Annotated in this window: 18 protein-coding genes; 3 read left to right on the top strand and 15 right to left on the bottom strand. The window is 57.8% G+C overall.

Annotated elements, in window-relative coordinates; all coding sequences use genetic code 11:
• Nucleotides 1-86 precede the first annotated feature (86 nt).
• Nucleotides 87-3,656 carry a PA14 domain-containing protein gene (locus tag ACR0MV_RS06360; protein ID WP_480701428.1) on the top strand — a complete coding sequence of 1,190 codons (3,570 nt, stop codon included), beginning with the start codon at nt 87-89 and terminating at the stop codon, nt 3,654-3,656.
• Nucleotides 3,657-3,688: 32 nt separating this feature from the next.
• On the opposite strand, the gene ACR0MV_RS06355 is transcribed toward ACR0MV_RS06360, so the two are convergent.
• From ACR0MV_RS06355 to ACR0MV_RS06290, 14 genes are all read right to left on the bottom strand, one after another.
• Nucleotides 3,689-4,447 (bottom strand): methyltransferase domain-containing protein, encoded by a 759-nt coding sequence (locus ACR0MV_RS06355; protein WP_170429238.1) that lies wholly within the window; start codon nt 4,445-4,447, stop codon nt 3,689-3,691.
• The gene (locus ACR0MV_RS06350; protein ID WP_170429237.1) at nt 4,444-5,064 is read right to left on the bottom strand and encodes a pimeloyl-ACP methyl esterase BioG family protein; all 621 of its coding nucleotides are present in this window, start codon (nt 5,062-5,064) and stop codon (nt 4,444-4,446) included. The genes ACR0MV_RS06355 and ACR0MV_RS06350 overlap by 4 nt, the downstream gene beginning before the upstream one ends.
• Nucleotides 5,061-6,347, bottom strand: a complete 1,287-nt coding sequence (gene bioA / locus ACR0MV_RS06345; RefSeq protein WP_170429234.1) for an adenosylmethionine--8-amino-7-oxononanoate transaminase — start codon at nt 6,345-6,347, stop codon at nt 5,061-5,063. Before bioA ends, ACR0MV_RS06350 begins: the two co-directional genes overlap by 4 nt.
• The gene (gene bioD / locus ACR0MV_RS06340) at nt 6,344-6,964 is read right to left on the bottom strand and encodes a dethiobiotin synthase (RefSeq protein WP_480701426.1); all 621 of its coding nucleotides are present in this window, start codon (nt 6,962-6,964) and stop codon (nt 6,344-6,346) included. The genes bioA and bioD overlap by 4 nt, the downstream gene beginning before the upstream one ends.
• A complete protein-coding gene (locus ACR0MV_RS06335; RefSeq protein WP_170429228.1) occupies nt 6,961-8,094 on the bottom strand; it encodes an 8-amino-7-oxononanoate synthase in 1,134 nt (377 codons plus the stop codon). Before ACR0MV_RS06335 ends, bioD begins: the two co-directional genes overlap by 4 nt.
• Entirely contained in the window at nt 8,091-9,071 is a 981-nt protein-coding gene (bioB, locus tag ACR0MV_RS06330) for a biotin synthase BioB (protein ID WP_170429225.1), read from the bottom strand. The genes ACR0MV_RS06335 and bioB overlap by 4 nt, the downstream gene beginning before the upstream one ends.
• 186 nt (nt 9,072-9,257) lie before the next feature.
• Nucleotides 9,258-10,184 (bottom strand): 3-hydroxyacyl-CoA dehydrogenase NAD-binding domain-containing protein, encoded by a 927-nt coding sequence (locus ACR0MV_RS06325; RefSeq protein ID WP_170429222.1) that lies wholly within the window; start codon nt 10,182-10,184, stop codon nt 9,258-9,260.
• Nucleotides 10,184-10,924, bottom strand: coding sequence for an SDR family NAD(P)-dependent oxidoreductase (locus ACR0MV_RS06320; protein ID WP_170429219.1), 741 nt, complete (start codon nt 10,922-10,924; stop codon nt 10,184-10,186). The genes ACR0MV_RS06325 and ACR0MV_RS06320 overlap by 1 nt, the downstream gene beginning before the upstream one ends.
• Entirely contained in the window at nt 10,924-12,342 is a 1,419-nt protein-coding gene (locus ACR0MV_RS06315) for an aminobutyraldehyde dehydrogenase (protein ID WP_480701423.1), read from the bottom strand. Before ACR0MV_RS06315 ends, ACR0MV_RS06320 begins: the two co-directional genes overlap by 1 nt.
• Nucleotides 12,343-12,353: 11 nt before the next feature.
• A complete protein-coding gene (kce, locus tag ACR0MV_RS06310; RefSeq protein WP_480701421.1) occupies nt 12,354-13,283 on the bottom strand; it encodes a 3,5-dioxohexanoate:acetyl-CoA acetone transferase in 930 nt (309 codons plus the stop codon).
• Complete coding sequence (locus tag ACR0MV_RS06305) at nt 13,280-14,074, bottom strand: SDR family NAD(P)-dependent oxidoreductase (protein WP_480701419.1); 795 nt, start codon at nt 14,072-14,074, stop codon at nt 13,280-13,282. Before ACR0MV_RS06305 ends, kce begins: the two co-directional genes overlap by 4 nt.
• On the bottom strand, nt 14,071-15,606 hold the full coding sequence (gene betC, locus ACR0MV_RS06300) for a choline-sulfatase (protein WP_480701417.1): 1,536 nt from the start codon (nt 15,604-15,606) through the stop codon (nt 14,071-14,073). Before betC ends, ACR0MV_RS06305 begins: the two co-directional genes overlap by 4 nt.
• Nucleotides 15,603-16,742, bottom strand: a complete 1,140-nt coding sequence (locus ACR0MV_RS06295; RefSeq protein ID WP_480701415.1) for an aromatic ring-hydroxylating oxygenase subunit alpha — start codon at nt 16,740-16,742, stop codon at nt 15,603-15,605. The genes betC and ACR0MV_RS06295 overlap by 4 nt, the downstream gene beginning before the upstream one ends.
• Nucleotides 16,743-16,880: 138 nt before the next feature.
• Complete coding sequence (locus ACR0MV_RS06290; RefSeq protein ID WP_480701413.1) at nt 16,881-17,891, bottom strand: GlxA family transcriptional regulator; 1,011 nt, start codon at nt 17,889-17,891, stop codon at nt 16,881-16,883.
• A 224-nt stretch (nt 17,892-18,115) separates the two neighbouring features.
• Between ACR0MV_RS06290 and ACR0MV_RS06285 the strand changes: the two genes are divergently transcribed.
• Both ACR0MV_RS06285 and ACR0MV_RS06280 read left to right on the top strand, forming a co-directional pair.
• Nucleotides 18,116-19,837, top strand: a complete 1,722-nt coding sequence (locus tag ACR0MV_RS06285) for a type I secretion system permease/ATPase (protein WP_480701412.1) — start codon at nt 18,116-18,118, stop codon at nt 19,835-19,837.
• On the top strand, nt 19,837-21,153 hold the full coding sequence (locus ACR0MV_RS06280) for an HlyD family type I secretion periplasmic adaptor subunit (protein WP_480701411.1): 1,317 nt from the start codon (nt 19,837-19,839) through the stop codon (nt 21,151-21,153). The genes ACR0MV_RS06285 and ACR0MV_RS06280 overlap by 1 nt, the downstream gene beginning before the upstream one ends.
• 14 nt (nt 21,154-21,167) lie before the next feature.
• Here ACR0MV_RS06280 and ACR0MV_RS06275 read toward each other — a convergent pair whose 3' ends face one another.
• A complete protein-coding gene (locus ACR0MV_RS06275) occupies nt 21,168-23,219 on the bottom strand; it encodes a dockerin type I domain-containing protein (RefSeq protein ID WP_480701409.1) in 2,052 nt (683 codons plus the stop codon).
• Nucleotides 23,220-23,406 lie beyond the last annotated feature (187 nt).

The raw sequence follows: 23,406 nt of genomic DNA, 5'->3' as shown, positions 1-23,406 counted from the left end.
TAAATTTATATGTTTAATTCATCGGCACTGACATTCTCTATGCTATCGAACGAAATGAATCAGTAGGTAGCTTGGGGATGTTGGCTATGGGTAGTTTGGACAATAATCTGAGTTTTCGTGCCCAGTCTGAAAAATCGGATGCGAACGACAAAGAAGACATCATTTCTCACCTCTCTCAAAGCGCACCAAGCAAGGCAGATGATCCGACACGCAGCACGCTCCACACTGGTGAACAGGTCGCCGGAACGTTTGAACAAAGCCGCAAAGGCGACGGCGCGCCGGAAACGCAACGCTTCGAACCAGGTGCCGAGGTAGATGGCCCACAGCCATCAACTGCTAGTATGGACAGCCGTGCCGCCACGGTGGCACCTGTGGTCAACAACAATAGCGCTGGAGCGAGCTTAAGTCGCGACACAGCAACCAACACAGCCCCAGAGGCATCAGCGCCCGCGAGCAGCATTAGCTTTTCCGAACAAGGACAAAAGACGGTCTCGTTTCCTGAACAGCCGCCAAAAACTGACATTCCAACTGGCCGCGCACCCGCAACCACCAATTCGACAGAAAAAAGCGGCACGCAGGCACCTATTGCCGTTGACCAAAACGCCCCCCCTGAGATTCTGACGCTGGACAACGCGAGTGTGGCGGAAAACGCGCAAGGGGCCGTGATCGGAACCCTCTCGGTCGTGGACCCAGACGCAGAGGACACCCACCATTTTGACCTCTCTGACGACCGGTTCGAGATCGTGGGCGGGAAGCTGCAGTTGAAACCCGGCGTGTCTCTGAACCATGAGGAAGCAGCGCAGATCGACGTCGATGTCACCGTCACTGACGCCCAGGGCTTCAGCCTGACCGAGCGTTTTACCGTCGATGTCCTTGACGTGAACGAAGGCCCGCAAGCGCTGTCGCTGAACAACGCGAGCGTGGCGGAAAACGCGCAAGGGGCCGTGATCGGAACCCTCTCGGTCGTGGACCCCGATGCGGCGGACACCCACCGCTACGACGTCTCTGACGACCGGTTCGAGGTCGTGGACGGGCAGCTACGGCTGAAACCCGGCGTGTCTCTGAACCATGAGGAAGCAGCGCAGATCGACGTCGATGTCACCGTCACTGACGCCCAGGGCCTCAGCCTGACCGAGCGTTTTACCGTCGATGTCCTTGACGTGAACGAAGGCCCGCAAGCGCTGTCGCTGAACAACAGCGAAAGAAATCTCATCCGGAATGGCAGTTTTGAGGACTTCGATGTTGCGGAAGGGCGCTGGAAGGGTTTCCAATCAGACGACACTGGATCATGGCAGAACGCAAATGGGATGGAGATTTGGAACCAACTTGGGCGAGTCGAAGCGTCCGAGGGCAACCAGCTGCTTGAAATGGACCACGGTCACGGCGTCGACAGCATCTCTCAGGTTATTCAAACAGAAGATGGGCAGCTCTATGATCTGAGCCTTGATCTGCGCGAGCGCGTTGCCGGTGGTACTGATACCGTTGAAGTGTATTGGAACGGTAACCTGGTCGCCGAACTGGACCCGCAGTCCGCTGATTGGGAAACGTTCAAGCTGCAGGTCGTCGGGACTGGGAAAGACACGCTGGAGCTGCGGGAGTCCCAAGTCGAAAATGACAGTTATGGCGCACTGATCGATAACGTTACGCTGACTGTGGCTGAACAAACAGTGGCGGAAAACACCAGCGGCGCGGTGGTTGGGCAACTCAGCTTTGACGACCCAGATCTGGGCGATACGCATCGGTTCGAAGTGTCTGATGACAGGTTCGAGGTCATAGACAATCAGCTGCGCCTAAAACCCGGTGTGGCATTGGACTATGAAGAGGCATCCTCGCTCACAGTGGACGTCACGGTGATCGATGAAGGTGGATTGAGGCTGACCGAAAGCTTCACCGTTAACGTAGCCGATAGGGCAGAAATGTCCTTCTCGACAGGTTTCAGCGCCAAGTATTTTGACGTCGACCATCGCCTGTCCAAACTGGACGATCTGGATTGGTCCGCAGACCCCTCACACCAGGAAGTCATATCCGAGATCAACTATACCAATGGCCACGATAGCTTTTGGGAAGGCGGATCGAAGGACACGTTTGGCGTTGAAATCAAAGGTAATATCGAAGTCGAAGAAGGTGGGACTTTCACTTTCTTTCTGGGCGCTGATGACGGCGCAACACTGATTATCAACGGCCAGCCAGTCGTGGAAAATGACGGGGTGCACGGGTTTCGGACGCGGTCAGGCGAGATAGAATTGGAACCCGGCACGCACGCGATTGAGATCCGCTATTTCGAAAACTACGGCCGTGCCGGATTGAAGCTGGAATGGGAAGGGCCAGGTCTTGATGGCCGTGAACTGGTGGCTGCACCAGAGCTGACTGAGGCGCAGACGGTGTCCGGCATGCCTTTGACGATTGATGTCGATACAGGGATGCTAAATCTGACAGATGAAACCAATTTCAAACTCGGGGATCTGCCGCCGGGCACGTTGGTTGAGGCGGGCGGCACCACATTCGAGGCAGATGAGACCGGAACCGTAGAACTCGAAGGGTGGCGGGGCGGCATGCTGACATTGATCCCCCCGCCAGATTTTTCCGGCACGGTCGAAGCTTCTTTCCGCCATTCGACCCCGACCGGGGACAACGGCAGCCACTACGGCGTTCAAACCCTGACATTCAAAGTGAACGAGGTGACCGTAACTCCTCCATCCGCGAAAATGGTCGGAGGATTTCATGCCAGCTATTTTGACACGGATAACCGGTTGACCAAGCTGGAGGATATTGACTGGACCGCTGAGCCGACGCACCAAGAGTTTGTAGCGGGGATCAACTATGTGAACAGCAAAGACTCGTTCTGGGAAGGTGGGTCGAAAGACACGTTTGGCGCGAAACTCGAAGGTCAGGTCACCGTCGAAGAAGGCGGATCCTACAGGTTCTTCGCCGGAGCAGACGACGGGGTTGCCGTGTTCATCAACGGAGATCGGATCATCAACAATGACGGCTTACACGGGTTTCGAACGCGCTCGGGCGAAGTTGACCTTGAACCAGGAACATATGACATCGAAGTCCGGTACTTCGAAAATTATGGCCACGCAGGTCTGAAACTGGAATGGGAAGGTCCAGGAACGGAAGGCCGTGAGATTTTGCAGGCAGACCCTCAGCCATCAATCAGCGACACCGGCACACTTGAGGTTGCGATTGAACTGGATCAGGCAACAGATCAGGCTGTTGTTTCGCTGGACGGGCTTCCGCCCGGAACACTATTGATAAGCGGCGAGGATTCCGCGATCGCCGACAGCAACCCGACAGACCTGTCCGGTTGGGACCTGAGTTACCTTGAGATCTCCCCGCCCCCGGGTTTCGAAGGCACAATCGAAGGTGAAATCATCGTGACCGACACCGGATTTAACGGAGCGAAAACAACCTCAGAAGTACCGTTCGAGTTGGGCTTTGGTCACGACCATAACGGTGCCGATGATCTGGGCTCGGAACTGGCTGATACCCTCGCAGCAACCTCCTCGGCTGACACGCCCCCGCCTTGGCATTTGGATCAGCCTAGCCACGAAAGCGATCAGGACGGAGATGTCATGGCCGAAGCCATTTTGACCCATTCGGGCCCTGAGATCTCTTGCATCCAGACCGAGGCATATGAACGTATAGACTGGTAGTCGTTGCCTGGGCCTATGATAGGCTGGCGCGTTTATTTTGGCTTGCGCGCAACGACCCATGTTGGGTGATAAGTCAGCGGAACACCGGCATCGGTGCCAAAATCCCGTACGTAGTGATCCGTGAACTGAGCCAGGCTGGTTTTGGTCCAAACCTTCTGCGCCCTCCCGTTGACCCCGGTTCTTCGCAGGTGCTCAAGGACCTTTCTCGGGGATGGGAAATGTATTGACGAGAGGCTCTCTCCGCTGGAAACGATGTCCAACTGGTCTTCGATAGCCGCAACCAAATCGTCCGATCCGCATAAGCCCGGCGCTTTGGCATTGGATCCCACACGCACAAGTTCCCGGTACTGTTCTGGCCCAAAACCTGACACAGCCAACCACCCCCCGGGCGGAAGTGCTTGGGCAGCGCGCTGCAAAAAGGTTCTGGAATCATGCAACCATTGGATCATCGAGGCCGAAGCGATCAGGTCGGGTCGACGCGGCCATTCAACCGTTTCGGCATCCCCGCACAAAAAAGCAGCGCCGACGGCTTCGGCGGTTTCCGCCGCTTCGGGTGAAAGGTCATTGACCGTCAGATTTTCAAAGTCGAATTCAGTACGCAACCTGTGTGTCAGGTGGCCTGTTCCACATCCAAACTCCAACGCGGCAGCAAACTGCTGAGGCGCGCCGCCAAGACGCATTTCTTCCACCAAGCGATCCGCGATTTCGGCCTGTTGGCTGGCCGAGTCATGGTAGCTGCGAAAACTGCGGCTAAAGCTGCGTTGCACCCGGTCGGTGATCTGGGCGTTCATGACAACCACTCCTGCCAGCTTTGACCACGGCGAAATGGGACATGAGGCGCGGCGATACTGCGCGCGGCATCAAGTTGGTCATGCCAAGCGGCCTCTTGCGCATGTGTTGGGATGATCCGGTCCCGTTCAGGTATCCAGATGCGGTCAAACACTACGTCAGGGCAATCGCCCCGGTCAATCACGGCGTGAAGCTCGGCCTGGGCGGCAAACACATCAATCTCAGGTGCAGGCCCATCCAAACCCGCACGACGACAGAATTTGGCAAAGCTGCTTTCGGTCAAATTGTCTGCAGTTGCGCGGATCATATCCGGGGCAATACCACGCTCAGAGTCTGCTGGATATAAGGTACCGCTGACCGCAACCAGGCGCTTGGGGCGGAACCCAGTTTGCGCCAACCAATGGCCCGCTGATGCGACGCCAAAGGAAAAGGCGATCAGGTCGACGTCATCGTATTGCTCAAGATCCGGCAGCGGATCGTCAAGTCGCGTATAGTCATCAACGAACAGCACGTCCCCGCCCCCAACAAGGCCGGAGAATGGCGCGGTTCCCAGCGCCCACCCGCCAAAGATCAGGATCAGATCATTCGTACCATTGCGCGACAACCATCTCTGTTTCATGACATGCCCCGAACCAGCGAAACCATTGCTGCAGTCACGCGGCTGAGCTCATCAGCCGATATGATATAGGGCGGCATGCAGTAGATATTGCGCGCAAACGGCCGCAGCCATACGCCTGTTTCTGGTGCCAAAGCGTGCGCGATTGATGGGTCAACCCATTGCTCCATCTCGATGACGCCAATTGCACCAAGGACGCGCACATCCGCGACGCCGGGCAAGTCGCGCGCGGGCGCAAGCTCTTGCTTCATCTGTTCCGCGATAGAATGTACCTCGGTGCGCCAATCCCGGACGGACAGCAGGTTCAGGCTTGCCAAAGCAGCCGCGCATGCCAGCGGGTTCGCCATATAGGTCGGGCCGTGCATCAGAACGCCGGCCTCACTTTCGCCGATTCTGCGGGCAACCGTCTCGGTGGCAACCGTCGCGGACAGAGTGATGTGTCCGCCGGTCAGCGCCTTGCCGAGGCAGACGATGTCAGGAACAACGCCCGCATGCTGCATCGCAAACAACTCGCCCGTGCGACCGAAACCAGTGGCGATTTCATCAAAAATCAGCAGGACATCATGGACTTTGCACAGCTCTTGCGCGTACTTCAGCCATTGAGGGTGATAAAAGTACATACCACCCGCACCCTGCACCACGGGTTCAAGGATCAACGCCGCAATCTGATCCGCCTTACTCTCCAGCAGCTTTTCCAAAGCGTCCAATCCGTTCAAACTGGAGTCGTCAGTCCAGTCCTGATCGAACGAAATGGGCGGACGCGGCAGGAAATGCTGGATCGAGAGCGCCCCGCTGAACAGCCCGTGCATGCCGTTCACGGGATCACAGACACTCATCGCCTTCCACGTATCTCCGTGGTAACCGCCCCGGATCGTGGCGAATTGCGTGCGTCCGGTGTTCCCCAGCGCCATCTGGTATTGAACGGCCATTTTCAACGCGACCTCAATCGCGACCGACCCACTGTCGCTATAGAAGATCCGGTCAAGGCCATCGGGCAAAAGATCCACAAGAGTGCGCCCGAGTTCAATCGCCGGGTTATGCGTCAGGCCGCCGAACATCACATGCGGCATCTGTTGCAACTGCGCCTGCATCGCCGCTGTGATCGCCGGGTTGCGATGCCCATGGGCCGCGCACCACCATGACGACATAGCATCGATCATCCGGGTACCGTCTTCACGGGTCAACCAGACGCCTTCAGCCTCGGTGATCAGGTGCATCGGGCCGGGGTTCAGAACGTTTGTATAGGGGTGCCACAGATGTTGGGCGTCAAACTCCAAAGCAGTCACAACATCCCCCGGATCGTATCCACGTCGATGGCGTCAAAGGCGTCTGACAGAGTTTCGCGGGACAAAGGGTCAATATGTGGCAGGCGTCCCAGATGAGTGACCTGACACATCTGAACGATGGTTTCCTCGACATCGGGTTCAGCCTCACCAACGAAAGCCACGCCAGCGGCGTTGCAGCCCGCGCGGCGCAGGGCCATCAGAGACAGGCTGGTGTGGTTGATCGTCCCCAGTGCGGTGCGTGCCACCAGAACCACCGGCGCCTGCCATTGAGAGATCACATCGAGGAAAAAGACCTTCCGGTTCAGGGGCACCATGATGCCACCGGCACCTTCCACAACCAATGGGCCATCGACTTGCGGCAAGGCAAGGCGATCAGGTTCGATCTCAAGCCCCATATCCTCGGCCGACAAATGCGGTGAGGCTGGCATGTTCAACCGATAAGCCTCTGGCAAAACCGTGGCGCCGGACAAAGATTCGACTGTTTCAGTATCCGTCGCGTCTTCGAGCCCGGATTGCACAGGCTTCCAATAGGTTGCACCCAGCGCGGCGGTCAGGCCCGCTGCGAATACGGTTTTGCCAACACCGGTGTCGGTGCCTGTTACGATAACAGCGCTCATGCCGCCTCCGCCTGTTGTTGTGCCAGTGTTTCGAACAGAGCGCTGATGTCATCCTCGCCCACATTCCCAGTGATAGATACCCGCAAGCGCGACGTGCCGCGCGGTACGGTCGGCGGCCGGATACCACGAACGTCAAAGCCTTTGGCCTGTAACGTTGCGGCCATTTCCATGGTTTTGGCGTCATCACCCAGAACAACCGGAATGATTTGACTGTTCAGAGCTTCTTGTCCAATCCCGGATTTCTTCGCGACGGCATGCGCATGTGTGATGCGGGACTTAGCGGCCTGCGCTAGAGACGTGTCCTGTTGCAGATGCTGCAAGACAGCCCTCACAAGTGCCGCGTTGAATGGTGACGGGGCCGTAGCAAAGATAAAAGGGCGGGCGCGGTTGATGAGGGTATCAATCATGACCCGAGAGCCGCAGATCAAGCCACCTGCAACGCCAAGACCTTTACCACATGTGTGCAAGGTCAACAGTTCAGCCTTGAGGCCATGAGCCAGGCCCTGACCGTTGGGGCCAAACACGCCTGTGGCATGGGCCTCGTCAACAACCAAGATGGCACCGTATTCGCAGGCAAGATCAGACAGCTGCGTCAGAGGTGCCATATCACCTTCCATCGAATAGACGCTTTCAACGGCGATCCAGATTTGACCCACCGCACCTTCGGCCAGCCAATTTTCGATCACAAGGCGTGCAGCACCCACGTCATTGTGCGCAAAGGCCCGCGCTTGGCCGCGCCCCGTCCGCATACCTTCATGCGCGCTAGCGTGCACCAAATCATCGTAAAGGATCAGGTCTTCGGCTGCAGGAAGTGTCGAGAAAATCGCTTGGTTCGCCTGAAACCCACCCCCCATGAAAAGGGCGGCTTCGGCCTCGAAGAAAGCGGCGGCCTCGCGCTCCAGCGCTTCATGTTCCGGGTGGTTGCCTCGCAATAACCGCGACCCGCCTGAACCCAGCGGAACACCGCGTGCCAAAGCCTGTTGCGCGGCATCCTGCAACACAGGAGACTGCGCCAGTCCAAGATAATCGTTGGAGGCAAAGTCCAGACCGCGCCGAGGCGCGAGCACCCGACGGCGGTGCCGGGTGTCCAGCAATTCAAGCATCGAGCGCAGACGACTCAATGCTTTCATTCAGCAGCGTCCAGACAGCTTTGTTCCGACGCCGTTTCAGCCTGCAGCCCCAGCTTGGCAAACAGGATGGCATCGGTATCTTCCTCGGGGTTCTCTGCCGTCAAAAGCGTTTCACCAACAAACATCGAGTTCGCACCGGCGAAGAAGCACATGGCTTGCAACTCATCGCTCATGTCGCTGCGACCTGCCGACAAGCGCACATAGGATTTCGGCATCATGATACGTGCAACTGCGATAACTCGGACAAAATCAATCGGGTCGATGGGCTTCGCATCGGCCAACGGAGTGTCTTCCTGCGGCATCAGCATATTGATTGGAACGGAGTCTGGGGCTGGGTTCATGTTTGCAAGTGTGACCAGCATATCCACGCGGTCCTGAACCTCTTCGCCCATGCCAAGGATACCGCCAGAGCAGACCTTGATCCCGGCTTCCTGCACCCGGTTCATCGTGTCGATCCGGTCTGCGAAAGTACGGGTTGTGATGACCTCGGAATAGTACCGTTCGGACGTATCGATATTGTGGTTGTAGTAATCCAGCCCAGCGTCGCGCAGGCGGATCACCTGGTTGTCGTCCAGCATGCCCAAGGTCATGCATGTTTCCATGCCCAACTCGCGCACACCTTCGACCATAGCAACCAGCGCATCCATGTCCCGGTCTTTAGGCTCGCGCCAAGCAGCGCCCATGCAGAACCGGGTAGCGCCGCCATCGCGCGCCTTGCGCGCTTCGGTCAGAACACGCTGGACCTCAATCAGCTTGGAGGCCGACAGCTTCGATCCATTTCGAGCTGACTGCGAGCAATAGGCACAGTCTTCGGCACAACCGCCGGTTTTGATCGACAACAGCTTAGAAGTCTGGACCTTGTTGGGATCAAAGTTTTCGCGATGCACCGACTGGGCGCGAAACAACAGATCCATCAGCGGGAGGTCATACAGTGCTTGCGCATCTTCACGGGACCATGGCGGTGTGGTGTTTTTCATTTTATCGATACTTTTCGCAAACTCTCATAGCTACCCGATCTTTTATAGATAAAGAGGGAAATCACAACTGGAATCTACCGGCCGCGTCATTCCGACCGATTCCAGAATTTGCGCCACCTGGACGTTCGCAAGAACGCGGCGGCCCACGACCTTGTTCAAGTTCGCCTCGAAGACGCCAGACTCTTGTCAGCGCATTCCCGAAATCGATTTTTGCAGGGCTACAATAAGGGCGTCGCGTTGCTGCGACAATTCCGCGGGAGATTGACCCTGCGCCTCGACCTGAACGCCCTCAACCAGGTGTCGGGTCACATCTTCCGAAAGATAGACGTCACCCATGTCATCCCACCAGCCGTTGAAAGTTTGAGTGAAGTGATCGCAGAACGCCTGTAGCCCACCCTCACCGGCACCCAGGTTGAACAGCATCGTTGGCCCCATCGCTGCCCACCGCAGGCCCGGCCCTGCCCAGACAGCTTTGTCAACGTCTTCGACAGAGGCGACCCCAGACATCACCAGGTGAATGGCTTCGCGCCAGATCGCCGCCTGAAGACGGTTTGCCACGTGACCGGGCACCTCTTTGTTGACGCGGATCGTGGTCTTGCCAAGGCTTTCATAGAAACGCTGCGCCGCCTCGACCACACCATCGCCGGTTTTGTCATTCCCCAGAACCTCAACCAGCGGGATCAGATGCGGAGGGTTGAACGGGTGGCCCAACACAAACCGCTTAGGATCCTTCCAACCCGGCTGCATCTGCCCAAGGGTGAGCCCCGAAGCAGAACTGGCGACAATTGCATCGGGGGTCAGGGCGGGCTCGATCTGGGCGAAGGTGGCGTGCTTGATCTCAAGACGCTCAGGCACGTTTTCCTGGACGAAAGCTGCACCTTCGACAGCGCTGGCAGCGCTCGAACTGAATGAGATCGCCTCGGGCGTGCCATGCTCCGCCAACCCCAGTTCGACAAGCGCAGGCCACGCAGTTTCGATATAGTCGCGCACCTTTTTTTCAACGTCAGGGTCCGGGTCGTACATCGCAACTGAACGCCCAGACGCCAGAAACAACGCGGCCCAGCTGGCGCCGATCACGCCGCCGCCAAGGCAGGCTGTGTGTTGTGTGTCCATCAAAACAATCCCGGATTAAGAGGCGAAGCAGCCGTCATGCCGCCATCCACCGTGAACAATTGACCCGTCGCGAACGCCGCCTCATCCGAGGCGAGCCAAACCGCCATGCTTGCAATATCCTCGGGTCTGCCGAACCTCCGCACGGCATGCCGTGCCAGCGCGTCTTGCCGCGCCGCGGCCGGGTCTGACGCCAGATCAAAGCCTGCATCCAACATTCCGGTTTCAATCCACCCGGGACAAATGGCATTGCAGCGAATTCGAGGGCCGTGGTCGACTGCAACCGACCGTGTCAGACCGTGTACAAACGCCTTGGACGCATTGTAAAGCGCCATAGACGGGTCCGCGACTTTGCCCGAAATCGAGCCAATATTGATGATCGACCCGCCCTCGGGCATCCGCGGGATGCAAGCGCGGCAGAGGTTGAACACACCCCGACAATTGGTGCCGATCACTGCCTCCCAATCCGCGTCCGTACTGTCGGCTACGGTCTTTTCAACCTGAACCCCCGCATTGTTGACAAGGATATCGGTGCCACCTGTCGTTTCAGCGAGCTCACCGACGGCGATAGCGTCGGTAACGTCCAGCGGATACCAGATGATGTTGTCTGACAGCCCCTCGGGTCTCGGCCCTCGACCGCAGGTGGTGACAACCGCGCCTTCACGAACGAATGCCTCAACGATCCCTCGCCCAATCCCCTGTCGGCCACCGGTGACCAGCGCTTTTTTTCCTGCCAGCCGCATCAGTGCGCCACCATCACATGACGTACCGAGGTGTAGGCGTCGAGCGCATAGACCGACATATCGCACCCGGTCCCTGATCCCTTCATCGCGGCCCAGGGCATTTCGGCAGCGGGCATCCCATGCGTGTTCACCCAGGTCATGCCATAGCGCAGACGTGAGGTCATCTGCATCGCGGTCGACACATCCTTGGTCCAGACCGACGACGCCAGACCGTAGCGCCCGGCGTTAGCAATTCTCAGAGCGTCCTCGGCCTCAGTGAAACGCGACAGAGTCACAACGGGACCAAACACCTCGTTGCAGGCAATTTCGGCATCGTTGTCCACATTCGCCACTACTGTTGGATGGTAGAAGAAACCAGCTCCGTCTCCGACCTTGCCACCTACGGCGATCTCGGCGCTGCTTCGGGCGCGGTCCACGAAACCCGCGACGCGGTCGCGTTGAACCGCCGACACGATGGGGCCCATTTCCGTACCTTCTGCCTTGGGCGCTCCGATCTGAATTTGGCTCACCTGATCGGCCACTTCGGCAACCAGACGGTCGTATACCCCATCTTGAACCATGACACGGCAGGGCTGCGCGCAATCCTGCCCGGCATTGAAAAACGAACCGTATCGGATCGTCTCGGCCACCGCATCGATATCAGCATCATCGAAGACAATGACCGGGGCCTTGCCGCCAAGTTCCAGATGCACATGGCGGATTTGGTTTGAAGCCGCCCGCATGGCCGCCATACCGGTCACCGGAGAGCCGGTGACCGAAATCCCCTCGATCCTTGGATCATTGATCAGGCCGTCGCCGACAGAAGCACCCCGACCGTGGACAACATTCAAAACGCCTTTTGGCAATACATCCGAAAGCAATTCTGCCAGTCGGAGCGTTGCCAGCGGCGTAACCTCGGATGGTTTCAACACGATGGTACAGCCTGCTGCCAATGGCGCAGCGATTTTCCAAGCCGCCATCATTAGGGGGTAGTTCCACGGCGCGATCGACGCCACAGGCCCGATGGGATCCTTGCGGATCATCGAGGTATGGCCTGCCGCATACTCCCCCGCGACCGATCCCGTCATCGTGCGCGCTGCGCCCGCCATGAACCGAAAGGTGTCGATGGTCAGCGGCATCTCTTCGTCGCGTGCCATCGGCCAGGGCTTACCAACGTCCAGCGTTTCCAGCTCGGCCAGCTCTTCGATGTTCTCTTCGATGACATCCGCAATGGCCAAAAGCTGCGCTGATCGTTCCGCAGGCGGCGTGCGGCGATAGGTTTCAAAGGCTTCTTCGGCCGCACGCGTTGCGGCTTCGATCTGCTCGGCTGAAGCCTCTGGCACTTGGGCAACGGTCTCTCCGGTAGCCGGGTCCAAGACGGGAAGAACGTCTCCGGCCCCCTCGACCATCTCGCCATTGATCAACATCTTTGTCTGCATGCGTTCCCCCATCAGAATGCCGTCTGGTCATTGCCCTTAAGACCTAAACGCTGACGCGCCTGGTCCGGAGTGGCGACCGACAGCCCAAGGTTTTCAATGATCGATCGGATTTTGCGCACCTGATCGGCGTTGGATTTCGCCTTTTCGCCCGGGCCTATGTACAGGCTGTCTTCCAGTCCGACGCGAACGTTGCCACCCAGCAACGCAGCTTGTGTGGTAAAGCCCATTTGATGACGGCCCGCAGCCAGCACTGACCACTCATAGCTGCCGCCAAACAGCTTTTCGGCAATCGTGTGCATATGCATCAGGTTGTCCAGATCCGCGCCGACCCCGCCCAGAATGCCGAACACCATCTGGATAAAGAACGGCGGCTTGACCCAACCCTGATCAACCACCCATGCAAGGTTATAGAGATGACCAAGGTCGTAGCATTCGAACTCGAACTTGGTGCCGTGGCCATCGCCCAACTCTTTCATCGCGTATTCGATGTCGGCAAAGGTGTTGCGGAAAATAAAGTCGCGGGTCATGCCCAAAAATTCGGGCTCCCACTCGTGTTTCCAATCCGAGTATTTCTGCATCATCGGGAAGATGCCAAAGTTCATCGACCCCATGTTCATACTAGCCATTTCCGGGCTGGCTCGCAGGGCTGCGCGCAGCCGTTCCTCGCGCGTCATGCCCAGCCCGCCGCCGGTCGAGACGTTCATCACCGCGCCGGTCGCCTGTTTGATGCGCGGCAGGAATTGCATGAACAAGTCCGGATCAGCATCGGGTCGGCCATCTTTCGGGTTTCTCGCGTGCAGGTGGATGATCGAAGCTCCGGCCTCGACCGCGCCTATACTGGCCTCGGTGATTTCGTTCGGCGTGATCGGCAGGTGTTCCGACATTGTCGGCGTGTGGATGCCGCCGGTTGGTGCGCAGGTGATGATAACGGGTTTGCTCATAGCTTCATCTGCTGAACCTGCGCGCTCAGCCCTCCGTCCAGAACCCAGAGTTGCCCGCTGGCATATCGCGCCTCATCCGAGGCCAGCCAGTTGACCAGATTAGCGATGTCCTCGGGCGTGCCATAAGTGCGCATGGGATGTACGTCCCGAACCGCTTGCTGCAGCTGGTCGATCGTTTTGCCGCCTGCACCGGAGCCATCTCCGGTGAAAAAGCTCTGCAACATCGGCGTGTCGACATAGCCTGGGCAAATTGCGTTGACCCGGATGCCTTCTGGACCGTGATCGCAAGCCATGGCCTTGGTCAACGCGTGGACTGCTCCTTTTGTTGCGCAATAGGCAGCCAGACCTGGGTCGGCGATGAATCCGTCGTAGCTGCCGAAATTGATGATCGAGGCCGACGTGCCGGAAGCAGCCGCTTTGCGCATCAGCGGCAACGCATGTTTCGACGTTAGAAACGTCCCTGTAACGTTGACCGCAAAAGACAGGTTCCATTCCTCAAGCGAAGTCTCTTCGATTGTCTTCTCAATCTCGATCCCCGCAGCGTTGACCAGAATGTTCAGCTGGCCCGCTTCGGCACCAACTTGCCCCATCGCAGCTATTGCATCTACCTCTTGCGTGACATCCAGCTTAACAAAAACACTGCCATCGTCGTCATGGGCGGCCAAGGACCCCTCAGGCGTCAGGTCTGCCGCATAGACCCGCGCGCCTTCGCGCAGAAAGCGCGAGACAATGGCACGCCCGATCCCGCCGCGCCCTCCGGTCACCAAGGCGGTTTTGCCGTCCAGCATCATTCGTTGTTCTCCTTCAGCGGCGGGTAGCGGTAGCGCGTTGCGGCGACCGTCCAGTCCATGTGATTGCGTACATATTCCTGAGTGGCGTCGCGCGGCGGGTTGTAATCCCAGGCCTCACCCGCGCCAGCTTCCATCGCCGCATGCAGCGCTCGGCGGGATTTTTGCGTGGCAATCACGTCAGCGCGCAGTTTTTCGCTATCCCAGCGTCGAGCGACCTCAGCAGCGAGCGTGGTAGTCTGATCGGCGTATGCCGGATCGTTTGCGACGTTCACCTTTTCCAGCGGATCAGCGGCCAGATCGTAAAGCTGTGGTGGATCCGAGTCGCAATGGATGTATTTCAGCATCCCGCGCCGGATCATAAACACCGGATAGGGTGTCATCTCGGCGCAGTACTCACCGATGGCTTCGTCCACCGGATCAGCCTCTCCGCGTGCCAACGGCATCAGCGACCGCCCATCGACGGGTTCACCGTAAAGACCGTCCGTACCCCCCGCGATGTCCACAAAGGTCGGCAAAAGATCCAGCAAAGAGCAGGCATTTGGCGCGTGCCCCTGCACCACGCCCGGACCGGCCATCATCAGAGGCACCCGGGCCGAATGTTCAAAGAAGTTCATCTTGTACCAGAGGCCTCGTTCGCCCAGCATGTCCCCGTGGTCGGCGGTGACAATGACGATGGTATTCTCCAACTCGCCGATGTCCTCGAGTGCTTTAACCATCGCACCGACCTTGCTGTCGAAATAGCTGACATTGGCCAGATAGGCGCGTCGTGCGCGCAAAACCTCTTCGTCTGTCAAAGGCACATAACTCGCCTCGATCCCATCCATCACCCGGCGGGAGAACGGGTCTTGTTCCTCGGGCGCAAGCGTGAACTCCGGCATCGGGACATCTGCGTCCGAGTAGAGGTTCCACCATTCAGGCTTGGCCACGTATGGATCATGCGGATGGATAAAACTTGCCACCAGACAGAACGGCGCGTCGTCCCCTGCTGCCCGGTCCCGACCCCGGTCGATCAGCCATCTGCGCGCAGCGAACTCGACCTCATCATCATAATCGGTCTGATAGGTCGCGACAGCTTCGCCGCTTTCCTTGACCGTCTGCATGTTGTGATACCACTTGTCGATGCGTTCGTCCGGGGCTTCCCAATCCGGGGTCCAAGCAAAATCGGCGGGGTAGATATCGGTGGTGATGCGATCCTGAAAGCCGTGCTTCTGATCGGGGCCGACAAAGTGCATCTTGCCCGATAGGCATGTGCGATACCTCAACGCCTTGAGATAATGCGCAAATGTCGGGACCGAAGCGCGGAACTCACTGGCGTTGTCATAGGCCGCAATCCGGCTGATCATTTGCCCGGACATGAAGGCAAAGCGCGACGGGGCGCAGAGCGGTGAGTTGCAATAAGCCGCGTCAAACCGCATCCCACGTGCAGCCAGTGCATCGATGTGGGGCGTTTTAACAGTCGGGTGTCCGTAGGCTCCGCAAAAATGCGGAGCCAGTTGGTCAGCCATGACCACAACGATATTGGGCCGTGTCACGGAGCAGCCTTTGCGTAAGCGTCCAGAACCAACCCATGGAAGTGATGCACCGCATGTTCGGATTTGCCCGACCCGTTTGGATCATGCACGATCCGGCCCTGAGTGAAAGCTGGTGTGCTCATCCCACGCTGAACGCTTTCGACGATGTCGATGTCTTCGCGCTGCAGAACCTCGTCCAGATACCGGATGGCCTCAAGCTCGGCTTCGTCCGGCTCGGGGGTCTCGAGGAAAAAGTCATACGTCTCAAGCGTCCGGTCGGGACCCACGGGGATGATGTTCAGAACGATCATCGACGACCGGCCCGGATACCGCATCAGGCAGGTCGTGGGCCAAAGCCACCAGACCGCATGGGTGCGCACGGTCGCGTTCGAAACATCATAGGCCGTGTTCGCGCCCTTGCCTGCCTCGGCCATATGGCTGGAGTAAATGCCGTATGTGGTCACCTTGTAGGTGTCCATGTCGACCAGATCACAGAAATCCTTGTGCGCGGTCGGGCAGTGGTAGCATTCCAGAAAATTGTCGACGACGTTCTTCCAGTTGGATTTGATGTCATAGGTCAGCCGATGGCCGAAGGTCAGCCGTTCGATGTCCGGGGCCCAGTGGCGAATCTCGGTTTCGAGATCACCAGACACCTCACGCAATGGGCGCGCTGCAGGATCCAAATTGACGTAAATGAAGCCCGCGAACTCTTCGACTTGCACCTGATCGAGGCAGATATCTTTGGTGTTGAAGTTGGAAAGATTCTCGGTCTCGGGTGCGCGCACAAGCTGACCGTCCAACTTGTAGACCCACGCATGGTAAGGGCACATGATCCGTGTCGTCTCACCCTCGCCCGTCAGCAAATGGTGCGCACGGTGTTTGCAGACATTGTAAAATGCGCGCAACTCGCCTTCGCGGTCGCGCACAATGGCGATCGGGCGGCCTGCAATCTCGACAGTCACATAGGACCCAGGCACACGCAATTTTTCGACGTGACACACCCATTGCCAGGTTTTTGCGATGATTTCGTTCAGATCCACCTGATGCCAGGCCGGATCGACATAGGCCTCAGCCTTCAAAGAGCTTGTATCGAAAGGATCCGGGCTGAAGCCCTCGGATATGCGTTGAAACTGATCTTTGGACGGCAGCTCGCTCATCGGAAACTCCACAACTCTGGGGCAGGCAACGACCCATTGGCTGACTGTTGGACGGTATTCTCTGGCCAAATGCGTCCACGCTCTTAACTTTTTTCGCCATCAAATCATCATTTTTCGCCAATCGCCGCTGAACTGCTTTTACCTTGCCGGCTTGCGATGCATCGGCCATGCCCGGAATTCGAATGGCACACGGCCTTCCACCCTGTCCCGACTGGGCGGCAAGCCGAACCGTTCCTTATATGCCCGACTAAAATGCACCTGACTGGAAAACCCCGAAGCAATCGCGACCTCGGCGATAGGCAATTCAGTCTGTGTCACCAAGCCACGCGCCCGGTCCAGTCGGATATCTCGGTAATAAAGCGCGGGCGTTTTCTTGATGTATGTTGAAAATAGGCGATCCAATTGCCGATGGGAAATGCCGACCTTCCTGCAAATCTCCGGAACCGTCACCGGCTCTTCCAGGTTGGCTTCCATCACCTGAATAGCGGCTCTCAACTTGACTGGAACCGTTGCGCCCAAAGGCTCGCTGCCTTGTGGCTGCTGCATGTCGGATGGTCCTCTGAGGCGGTCGTGGAAGATATATCTAGCTGCCGCATTCGCCAAAGCGCTACCATAGATGCCCTGAACAATCTGCAAACCGAAATCCACCGCAGCGCTTCCGCCACAACACGAAATACGATTGCCGTCCAGCACGAACAGATTTTCGACCACTTCGACATCCGGATACAGTTCCTGAAAGGCATCGATATGCTCGTAGTGAACCGTCGCCCTGCGTCCTTTCAACAAACCGGCCTGCGCCAGAACGAACGCTCCGGTATCCAGAGCCCCTAGCGTGGCACCACTTCGCGCCCAATGTCGCAAAGCGTTGCCGGTTTTTTGGGTCAGGTGTTTTTCCGGCGTCCAGCTTGTGGATACGACCACAATATCCGCTGAAGGAACATCAGCCAGAGCAACGGTGGCCATTTCGGCACCGTTGCTTGCAACACAGGAACCACCCGTCTCAGATGCAAAATCCCATTTGAAATACGGCTTTCCGTCCAGATAGTTGGCAGCGCGAAACGGATCGATGAACCCCATTGTCGCCGCCATGTTGAAGCTGGGTGCCACAACCACCAGCACTCGGGTAACAGGGTCCGCGTCACGTACCATATGGCATAGGCCTTATCTGAGCTAAGTTTGTGTCAACAAAATATCTTTTGCCCGGACCGCGCAAGTTGGGTGTCGCTCGTGACACCGCGTCGGCGACATATGGACTATCCGTCACGAGGTGCATTTCCACCGCTGCAACATCTGTTTAGGATGCCGCCGAATGCACGCATTCAATGCCTGAGCAACAAATTCGAAAGCCCTTGTTCGTGAATACTGAGAATCGCATGGCCGCGCAGCCCAGACGTGAAATGCAATCCGCGCGCAATCAGGGGATCACGTTCCTGGCGCTGGCGTTTCTGTTTAGTATCTTCGTAAATCTGCTGATGCTGACTGGCCCACTGTTCATGTTGCAGGTCTATGATCGCGTTCTGGGGTCGCGGGCTGTTGAGACTTTGGCGGCACTGTTTCTGTTGGTGGCGCTGCTGTACGGCCTTATGGCGATGCTCGACTATGCGCGCGGCCGGATTGTTGCACGGTTTGGAGCGCGGTTTCAGTCCCAACTGGATGAACGTGTATTCGACGCAACTTTGCGTCGGTCGCTGCACCCGCGTGCTCGTGCGGCACCAGCAACAGCACTGCGGGATCTGGAGTCGATCCAGAACCTGTGTTCATCGCCGGTGCTTTTGGCAGTCATGGACATCCCCTGGACGCCGGTTTTTGTGGCCGCGATATTTCTGTTCCATCCCCTTCTGGGTTGGCTGGCCGTGGCGGGCGGCTCGCTTTTGGTGGTCATAGCCCTGCTCAACCAGATGATGACGCGCCGCAAGGTTGCATTGGCACAATCTGCGTCCGCCAAGGCCAACAACTTTTCGGAACATGCCAGACAAGCCGCCGAAGTCGTCCGTGCGCAAGGGATGCAAGAAGACATTACCCGGCGGTGGCAAAGGCAACGCACAAACGCCTTGCAACAAACGATTGCCGCCAGTGACTGGACCGGCAGCTTTACTTCTGTGACCAAGTCTCTGCGTCTGTTCCTACAGTCCGCGATGTTGGCACTTGGGGCTTTACTTGTGTTGCGCAACGAACTGACCCCCGGCGCGATGATCGCAGGTTCTATCTTGCTCGGACGCGCGTTGGCACCAGTTGAGCAGGTCGTGGGACAATGGGGTGTCGTTGAACGCGCCCGCACCGCGTGGGTGTCGCTGAATCGGTTTCTCGATGCCACGCCGCCCGAGATGCCCCGAACCAGACTACCTGTGCCCGAGGCCCAACTGACCGCCAAGGGTGTGACTGTGATCCCACCCGGTGCAGAGACGCCGACTCTGCGCAATGTCTCGCTAACCCTCTCGCCAGGACGGGCACTTGGCGTGATCGGAAAAAGCGGATCGGGCAAATCAACGTTGGCCAAAGCGCTCTTGGGTATCTGGAAACCCGCCGCAGGCGAAATCCGATTAGGCGGCGCAACATTGGATCAATATGACCCAACCGATCTGGGCCAACATATTGGGTACCTGCCGCAAGAGGTCACGCTGTTCAACGGAACTGTCACGGAAAACATCGCGCGCATGTCCGAAGACCCCGATCCAAACGCGGTTGTCGCGGCCGCCAAGAAAGCCAACGCGCATGAGCTGATCCTGACGCTGGAAAAAGGGTATGACACCATTCTGGAAGGTAATGACAGTCAGCTTTCGGGCGGGCAAAAACAACGGATCGCGCTTGCGCGCGCCTTGTACGGAAGCCCAGTCTTGCTGATCCTGGATGAGCCAAACTCGGCTTTGGATGCAGATGGGACCGAGGCGTTGAACGCCGCCATCCGAGGACTGAAGGCCGAGGGCAAATCCGCGATCATCATGACCCACCGACCCCAGGCAATCTCGGAATGCGATGACCTCGTGGTCGTCGAGCGCGGTCAGGTGGTAAAAGCCGGACCGCGGGATGAGGTTTTGGGCGCAGTCGTGCAAAACGCAGGGTCGATCAAGCGCAATCTCAGCAAGGCAAGCAACTGATGCAGGACACAGCGGCAAACACTTCGCGCCCGGTATGGCGCATCACGATCCCCGCGCTGGTTGGCTTCCTGGCCTTGGGTATTCTTGTTGGCGGCTTGGGCCTGTGGGCAGTTAACACCCGACTGGCGGGGGCAATCATCTCGCAGGGTATCATCGAGGTCGAAAGCAATCGCCAAGTGATCGAGCACCCCGACGGCGGCGTTGTGGGCGAAATCTATGTGCGCGACGGGGATGCGGTCAGCAATGGCGATCTTCTGTTGCGGCTGGACGATACGTTCTTGTCCTCTGAAAAAACCATTGTCGAAGCGCAGCTGTTCGAGCTGCTGGCCCGTCGGGCCCGGCTGGAAGCCGAACGCGATGGCGCGGATGCCGAGGCGCTTGCCGTTCAACTGGCCGAGATACAGCGACAGGAAAACATCGACCCCGATTTGATTGCCGGCCAGCAGCGTCTGTTCGAGGCGCGATTGAACACGTTGAACCAGCAAACCGAACAGCTAAGCAAACAAACCATCCAGATCGAAAGCGAAATTGCAGGAACCGAGGCGCAACTGGTCTCGCTGCGACGTCAGGTCGAGTTGATTCAGGAAGAGTTGGAAGACCAGCAAAGCCTGTTCCAGCGCGGCCTCACACAGGCGAGCCGTGTATCAGCCCTGCTACGCGAAGAGGCCAGCCTGACGGGCGATATCGGTCGATTGGAAGCCGCCGTTGCACGCCTGAAAGGCCAGATTTCGGGAACCGAGATAGCGATAGTGGAACTGGAAGCAACCCGACGGGAAGAGGCCATCTCGACCCTGCGGGATATTCAATCGCAGATTTCAGAGCTTGCCGAGCGCCGCCTGTCTTTGGACACACGCCTGTCTCGACTGGACATACGCGCCCCGGTTTCGGGTACCGTCTACGGCAGCCAGGTCTTTGCCCTTCAATCGGTGATACAGCCTGCCGAACCCATGATGTATATTGTACCTCAGGACACACCCTTGCTGGTCGCAGCGCGGGTCGATGCGATTCACGTCGATCAGTTACACGTGGGCCAGCCAGTACTACTGCGTTTTCCCGCATTCAACCAGCGTGAAACTCCTGAAATTGACGGGCAGGTCATCACCGTTTCCGCTGACACGTTCACCGACGACAACACGGGCCAGACGTTCTATCGCGCCGAAGTCGTGCCGCAAGAAGGTCAGGTCGAGCGTTTGAACGGTCAGGAACTGCTGCCGGGTATGCCGGTTGAGACCCTGATCAAAACAGATGAGCGGACCCCGCTTTCTTATCTCGTGAAGCCTTTGGCGGATTACTTCAACCGGGCGTTCAGAGAATGACCACTCGGCCCGCGTCAGGGGGCTTCGAGGTTTCCCAGCAGGATCGAAGTCATATCGACTGTGATTACGCCGTCCACGGCCGCCACATCGACACCAGTATCGTATGAGACGTTGTTTCGGGTGATCCCCGAAAGGTCCGCGTTCGCGTCGATGAACACCCATTCCGGCTGGGCCGCTGTCGGCTGACCAACGGCCACTTGTAGGATCGACAACGCATCCAATGCATTCACCGTGCCGTCACGGTTGATATCTGCGGCAATCAGATTTTCCGGCGATGCGGGCCCCCATGTTGGGTCCAGTCCGACCGCAATCCGCAAAACCTGCAATGCATCCAGCGCATTAATGTCTTTGCTGGCGGTGGAGTAGGACTTGATCACATCGAACTCGCCCTCGAAGCGGCCAGAAGGTAAATCGAGATCAAATCGCCCGTTACTGTCTGCGCGGGCGGTGATAGTTGCGCCACCGGTTGGGGTAAACCTGATTTCGGCATCCGTGAGACTAGCGTTGGCGGTCGCGGAATTGAGCGAGACCGCGCCCTGAACGCCATCTGAACTTCCTGGGTCGAGGCCGCCAAAATCACCGAAGTCGACAGGTATATGATCAGGGCCACCAAAACCTGCACCAAACACTTGCGTGCTACTTAGTGACCCACCCGAAGCCGACATTACGTTAATGGTTTCGTTCAGGTACTCAATCCGCGCGCCCTGCGCGGTTGGGGTAAACGTCAGCTGAGCGGGCGTTCTGAGCAGTGGGTAGTCGAATAGGTCCAACCGATCGAGCCCTGCTTGAAAGTCGGTGATCGTCACAGGCTCGGTTTTGTATTGCATGACAAAAATGTCGGCCCCTGCGCCTCCGGTCATAGTCGTGGCGGCCTGCCCGGCGATTAGGATGTCATCCCCAGCCCCACCAACAAGCGCAGTTGGAAGGATGCTGCCGCTCAGCATATCGTCTCCGGCCGTCCCGTTGACGGTGCCGAACCCGCTGCGCACGACGCCCATATCCGAGACATCCACTGTCAACTGAGTCAGGCCTGCATCCTGCTGCGACGCCACGAGGATTTGCAGTTCATCCCCTACATGCGCGACGCTGAACGTCTCGACATTCTGCAGGCCGCTTTGAAGTGTGTCGGCAAAGCTGTCCAAATACACCAGTTGCCCACTGGGCGTCATAGTAAACAACGTTATCCCATCGTCGCCCCCGCCCGCCACGACAAAGACCCGACCATCCACTTGGACGACCGAAAGGTCCTGAACAGATTCAAAACGGGCATGCAGGGAATCCAGAACATGGTCCGTAGGGATAAGGCGGCCATCACTGCCCATCTCCATTACACTGAGAGAGTTGCTCTGGGCCCCAGCGATCACAACCCAGGATCTTCCGTAAGCCTGTATCACCTCAACCGCTGTCGGCACGGCAATCCCCAGCGTTGACAGCGCCTCGGAATTGTCCACCACGGTTATGGCGCCGCTAGATCCGTCAACGCGGTAGGTTGCAACGGTGTTGCGCGTGCCGTCTGTAGCAATGACAAAATTGTCGGCCCCGATGCGCAGGCCCTGCATCGAATCGGCCTCTGCCAGAACGACGCCAGAGGATGTCAGCGAGCCGTCTCCGTTCACTCTATAGGTCACGATCCGATCGGTATCTTCGTGCGACATCATCAGGAATCGCCCAGAACCAGTCGACAGTTCGACCAAGGCGGAAATTTCGCCTCCACCCGTCAAAGTACCGGTTTCCCGCAACGAGCCGACCGTTCCATCGGGGTTCAATGTATAGCCGACAAGACCGTTTGCAGTATCGATATCCAAGACAAGCTGATTAGTGCCACCAACGGAAATAGGCACACCTATATCGCCCACCTGGAAAGCAATCGTACCGCTGAAATACTCGGTATCCACCAATTGCGGCAATGCACCATCGACCAGACGCCAGACGGCGATACCACCCCCGGGGCCGGTCAAACTGTAAAGATACGTGGCCCCGTTAAACGTTTTTAAAGCCGTATCACGGATACCTGAATCGAGCGCTGCGCTCCCCGTTGCAATCACTCTGTCAAACCGAAGCATCATACCTAATCACCCCACGCCAAAATTGGCACTGACTGCAGGATGATCTGATGCCCGGCCCGAAACCAAAGCGGAATTGTGGTGAAAACGCGGAGTTCGGTTTCAGTTTAACACAATTTTTCCTGGTCCGGCCGCATGAGTCACAAGAGCGAAAGACAGATGAACAGAACCTGGCCCCCTCGGGCGGACG

Source organism: Ruegeria sp. BC3 (assembly GCF_056539265.1).
This window is presented reverse-complemented; position numbering and strand designations above follow the sequence as displayed.

Excerpts from the sequence above, each read along its gene's own strand:
- kce (WP_480701421.1), bottom strand. The coding sequence starts at position 13,283 with ATGAGCAAACCCGTTATCATCACCTGCGCACCAACCGGCGGCATCCAC.
- ACR0MV_RS06335 (WP_170429228.1), bottom strand. The coding sequence starts at position 8,094 with ATGAAAGCATTGAGTCGTCTGCGCTCGATGCTTGAATTGCTGGACACC.
- ACR0MV_RS06360 (WP_480701428.1), top strand. The coding sequence starts at position 87 with ATGGGTAGTTTGGACAATAATCTGAGTTTTCGTGCCCAGTCTGAAAAA.
- ACR0MV_RS06290 (WP_480701413.1), bottom strand. The coding sequence starts at position 17,891 with ATGGTACGTGACGCGGACCCTGTTACCCGAGTGCTGGTGGTTGTGGCA.
- bioD (WP_480701426.1), bottom strand. The coding sequence starts at position 6,964 with ATGAGCGCTGTTATCGTAACAGGCACCGACACCGGTGTTGGCAAAACC.
- ACR0MV_RS06295 (WP_480701415.1), bottom strand. The coding sequence starts at position 16,742 with ATGAGCGAGCTGCCGTCCAAAGATCAGTTTCAACGCATATCCGAGGGC.
- ACR0MV_RS06305 (WP_480701419.1), bottom strand. The coding sequence starts at position 14,074 with ATGATGCTGGACGGCAAAACCGCCTTGGTGACCGGAGGGCGCGGCGGG.
- ACR0MV_RS06320 (WP_170429219.1), bottom strand. The coding sequence starts at position 10,924 with ATGCGGCTGGCAGGAAAAAAAGCGCTGGTCACCGGTGGCCGACAGGGG.
- bioB (WP_170429225.1), bottom strand. The coding sequence starts at position 9,071 with ATGAAAAACACCACACCGCCATGGTCCCGTGAAGATGCGCAAGCACTG.
- ACR0MV_RS06285 (WP_480701412.1), top strand. The coding sequence starts at position 18,116 with ATGGCCGCGCAGCCCAGACGTGAAATGCAATCCGCGCGCAATCAGGGG.
- ACR0MV_RS06350 (WP_170429237.1), bottom strand. The coding sequence starts at position 5,064 with ATGAAACAGAGATGGTTGTCGCGCAATGGTACGAATGATCTGATCCTG.
- ACR0MV_RS06275 (WP_480701409.1), bottom strand. The coding sequence starts at position 23,219 with ATGATGCTTCGGTTTGACAGAGTGATTGCAACGGGGAGCGCAGCGCTC.
- ACR0MV_RS06325 (WP_170429222.1), bottom strand. The coding sequence starts at position 10,184 with ATGGACACACAACACACAGCCTGCCTTGGCGGCGGCGTGATCGGCGCC.
- ACR0MV_RS06315 (WP_480701423.1), bottom strand. The coding sequence starts at position 12,342 with ATGCAGACAAAGATGTTGATCAATGGCGAGATGGTCGAGGGGGCCGGA.
- ACR0MV_RS06355 (WP_170429238.1), bottom strand. The coding sequence starts at position 4,447 with ATGAACGCCCAGATCACCGACCGGGTGCAACGCAGCTTTAGCCGCAGT.
- ACR0MV_RS06280 (WP_480701411.1), top strand. The coding sequence starts at position 19,837 with ATGCAGGACACAGCGGCAAACACTTCGCGCCCGGTATGGCGCATCACG.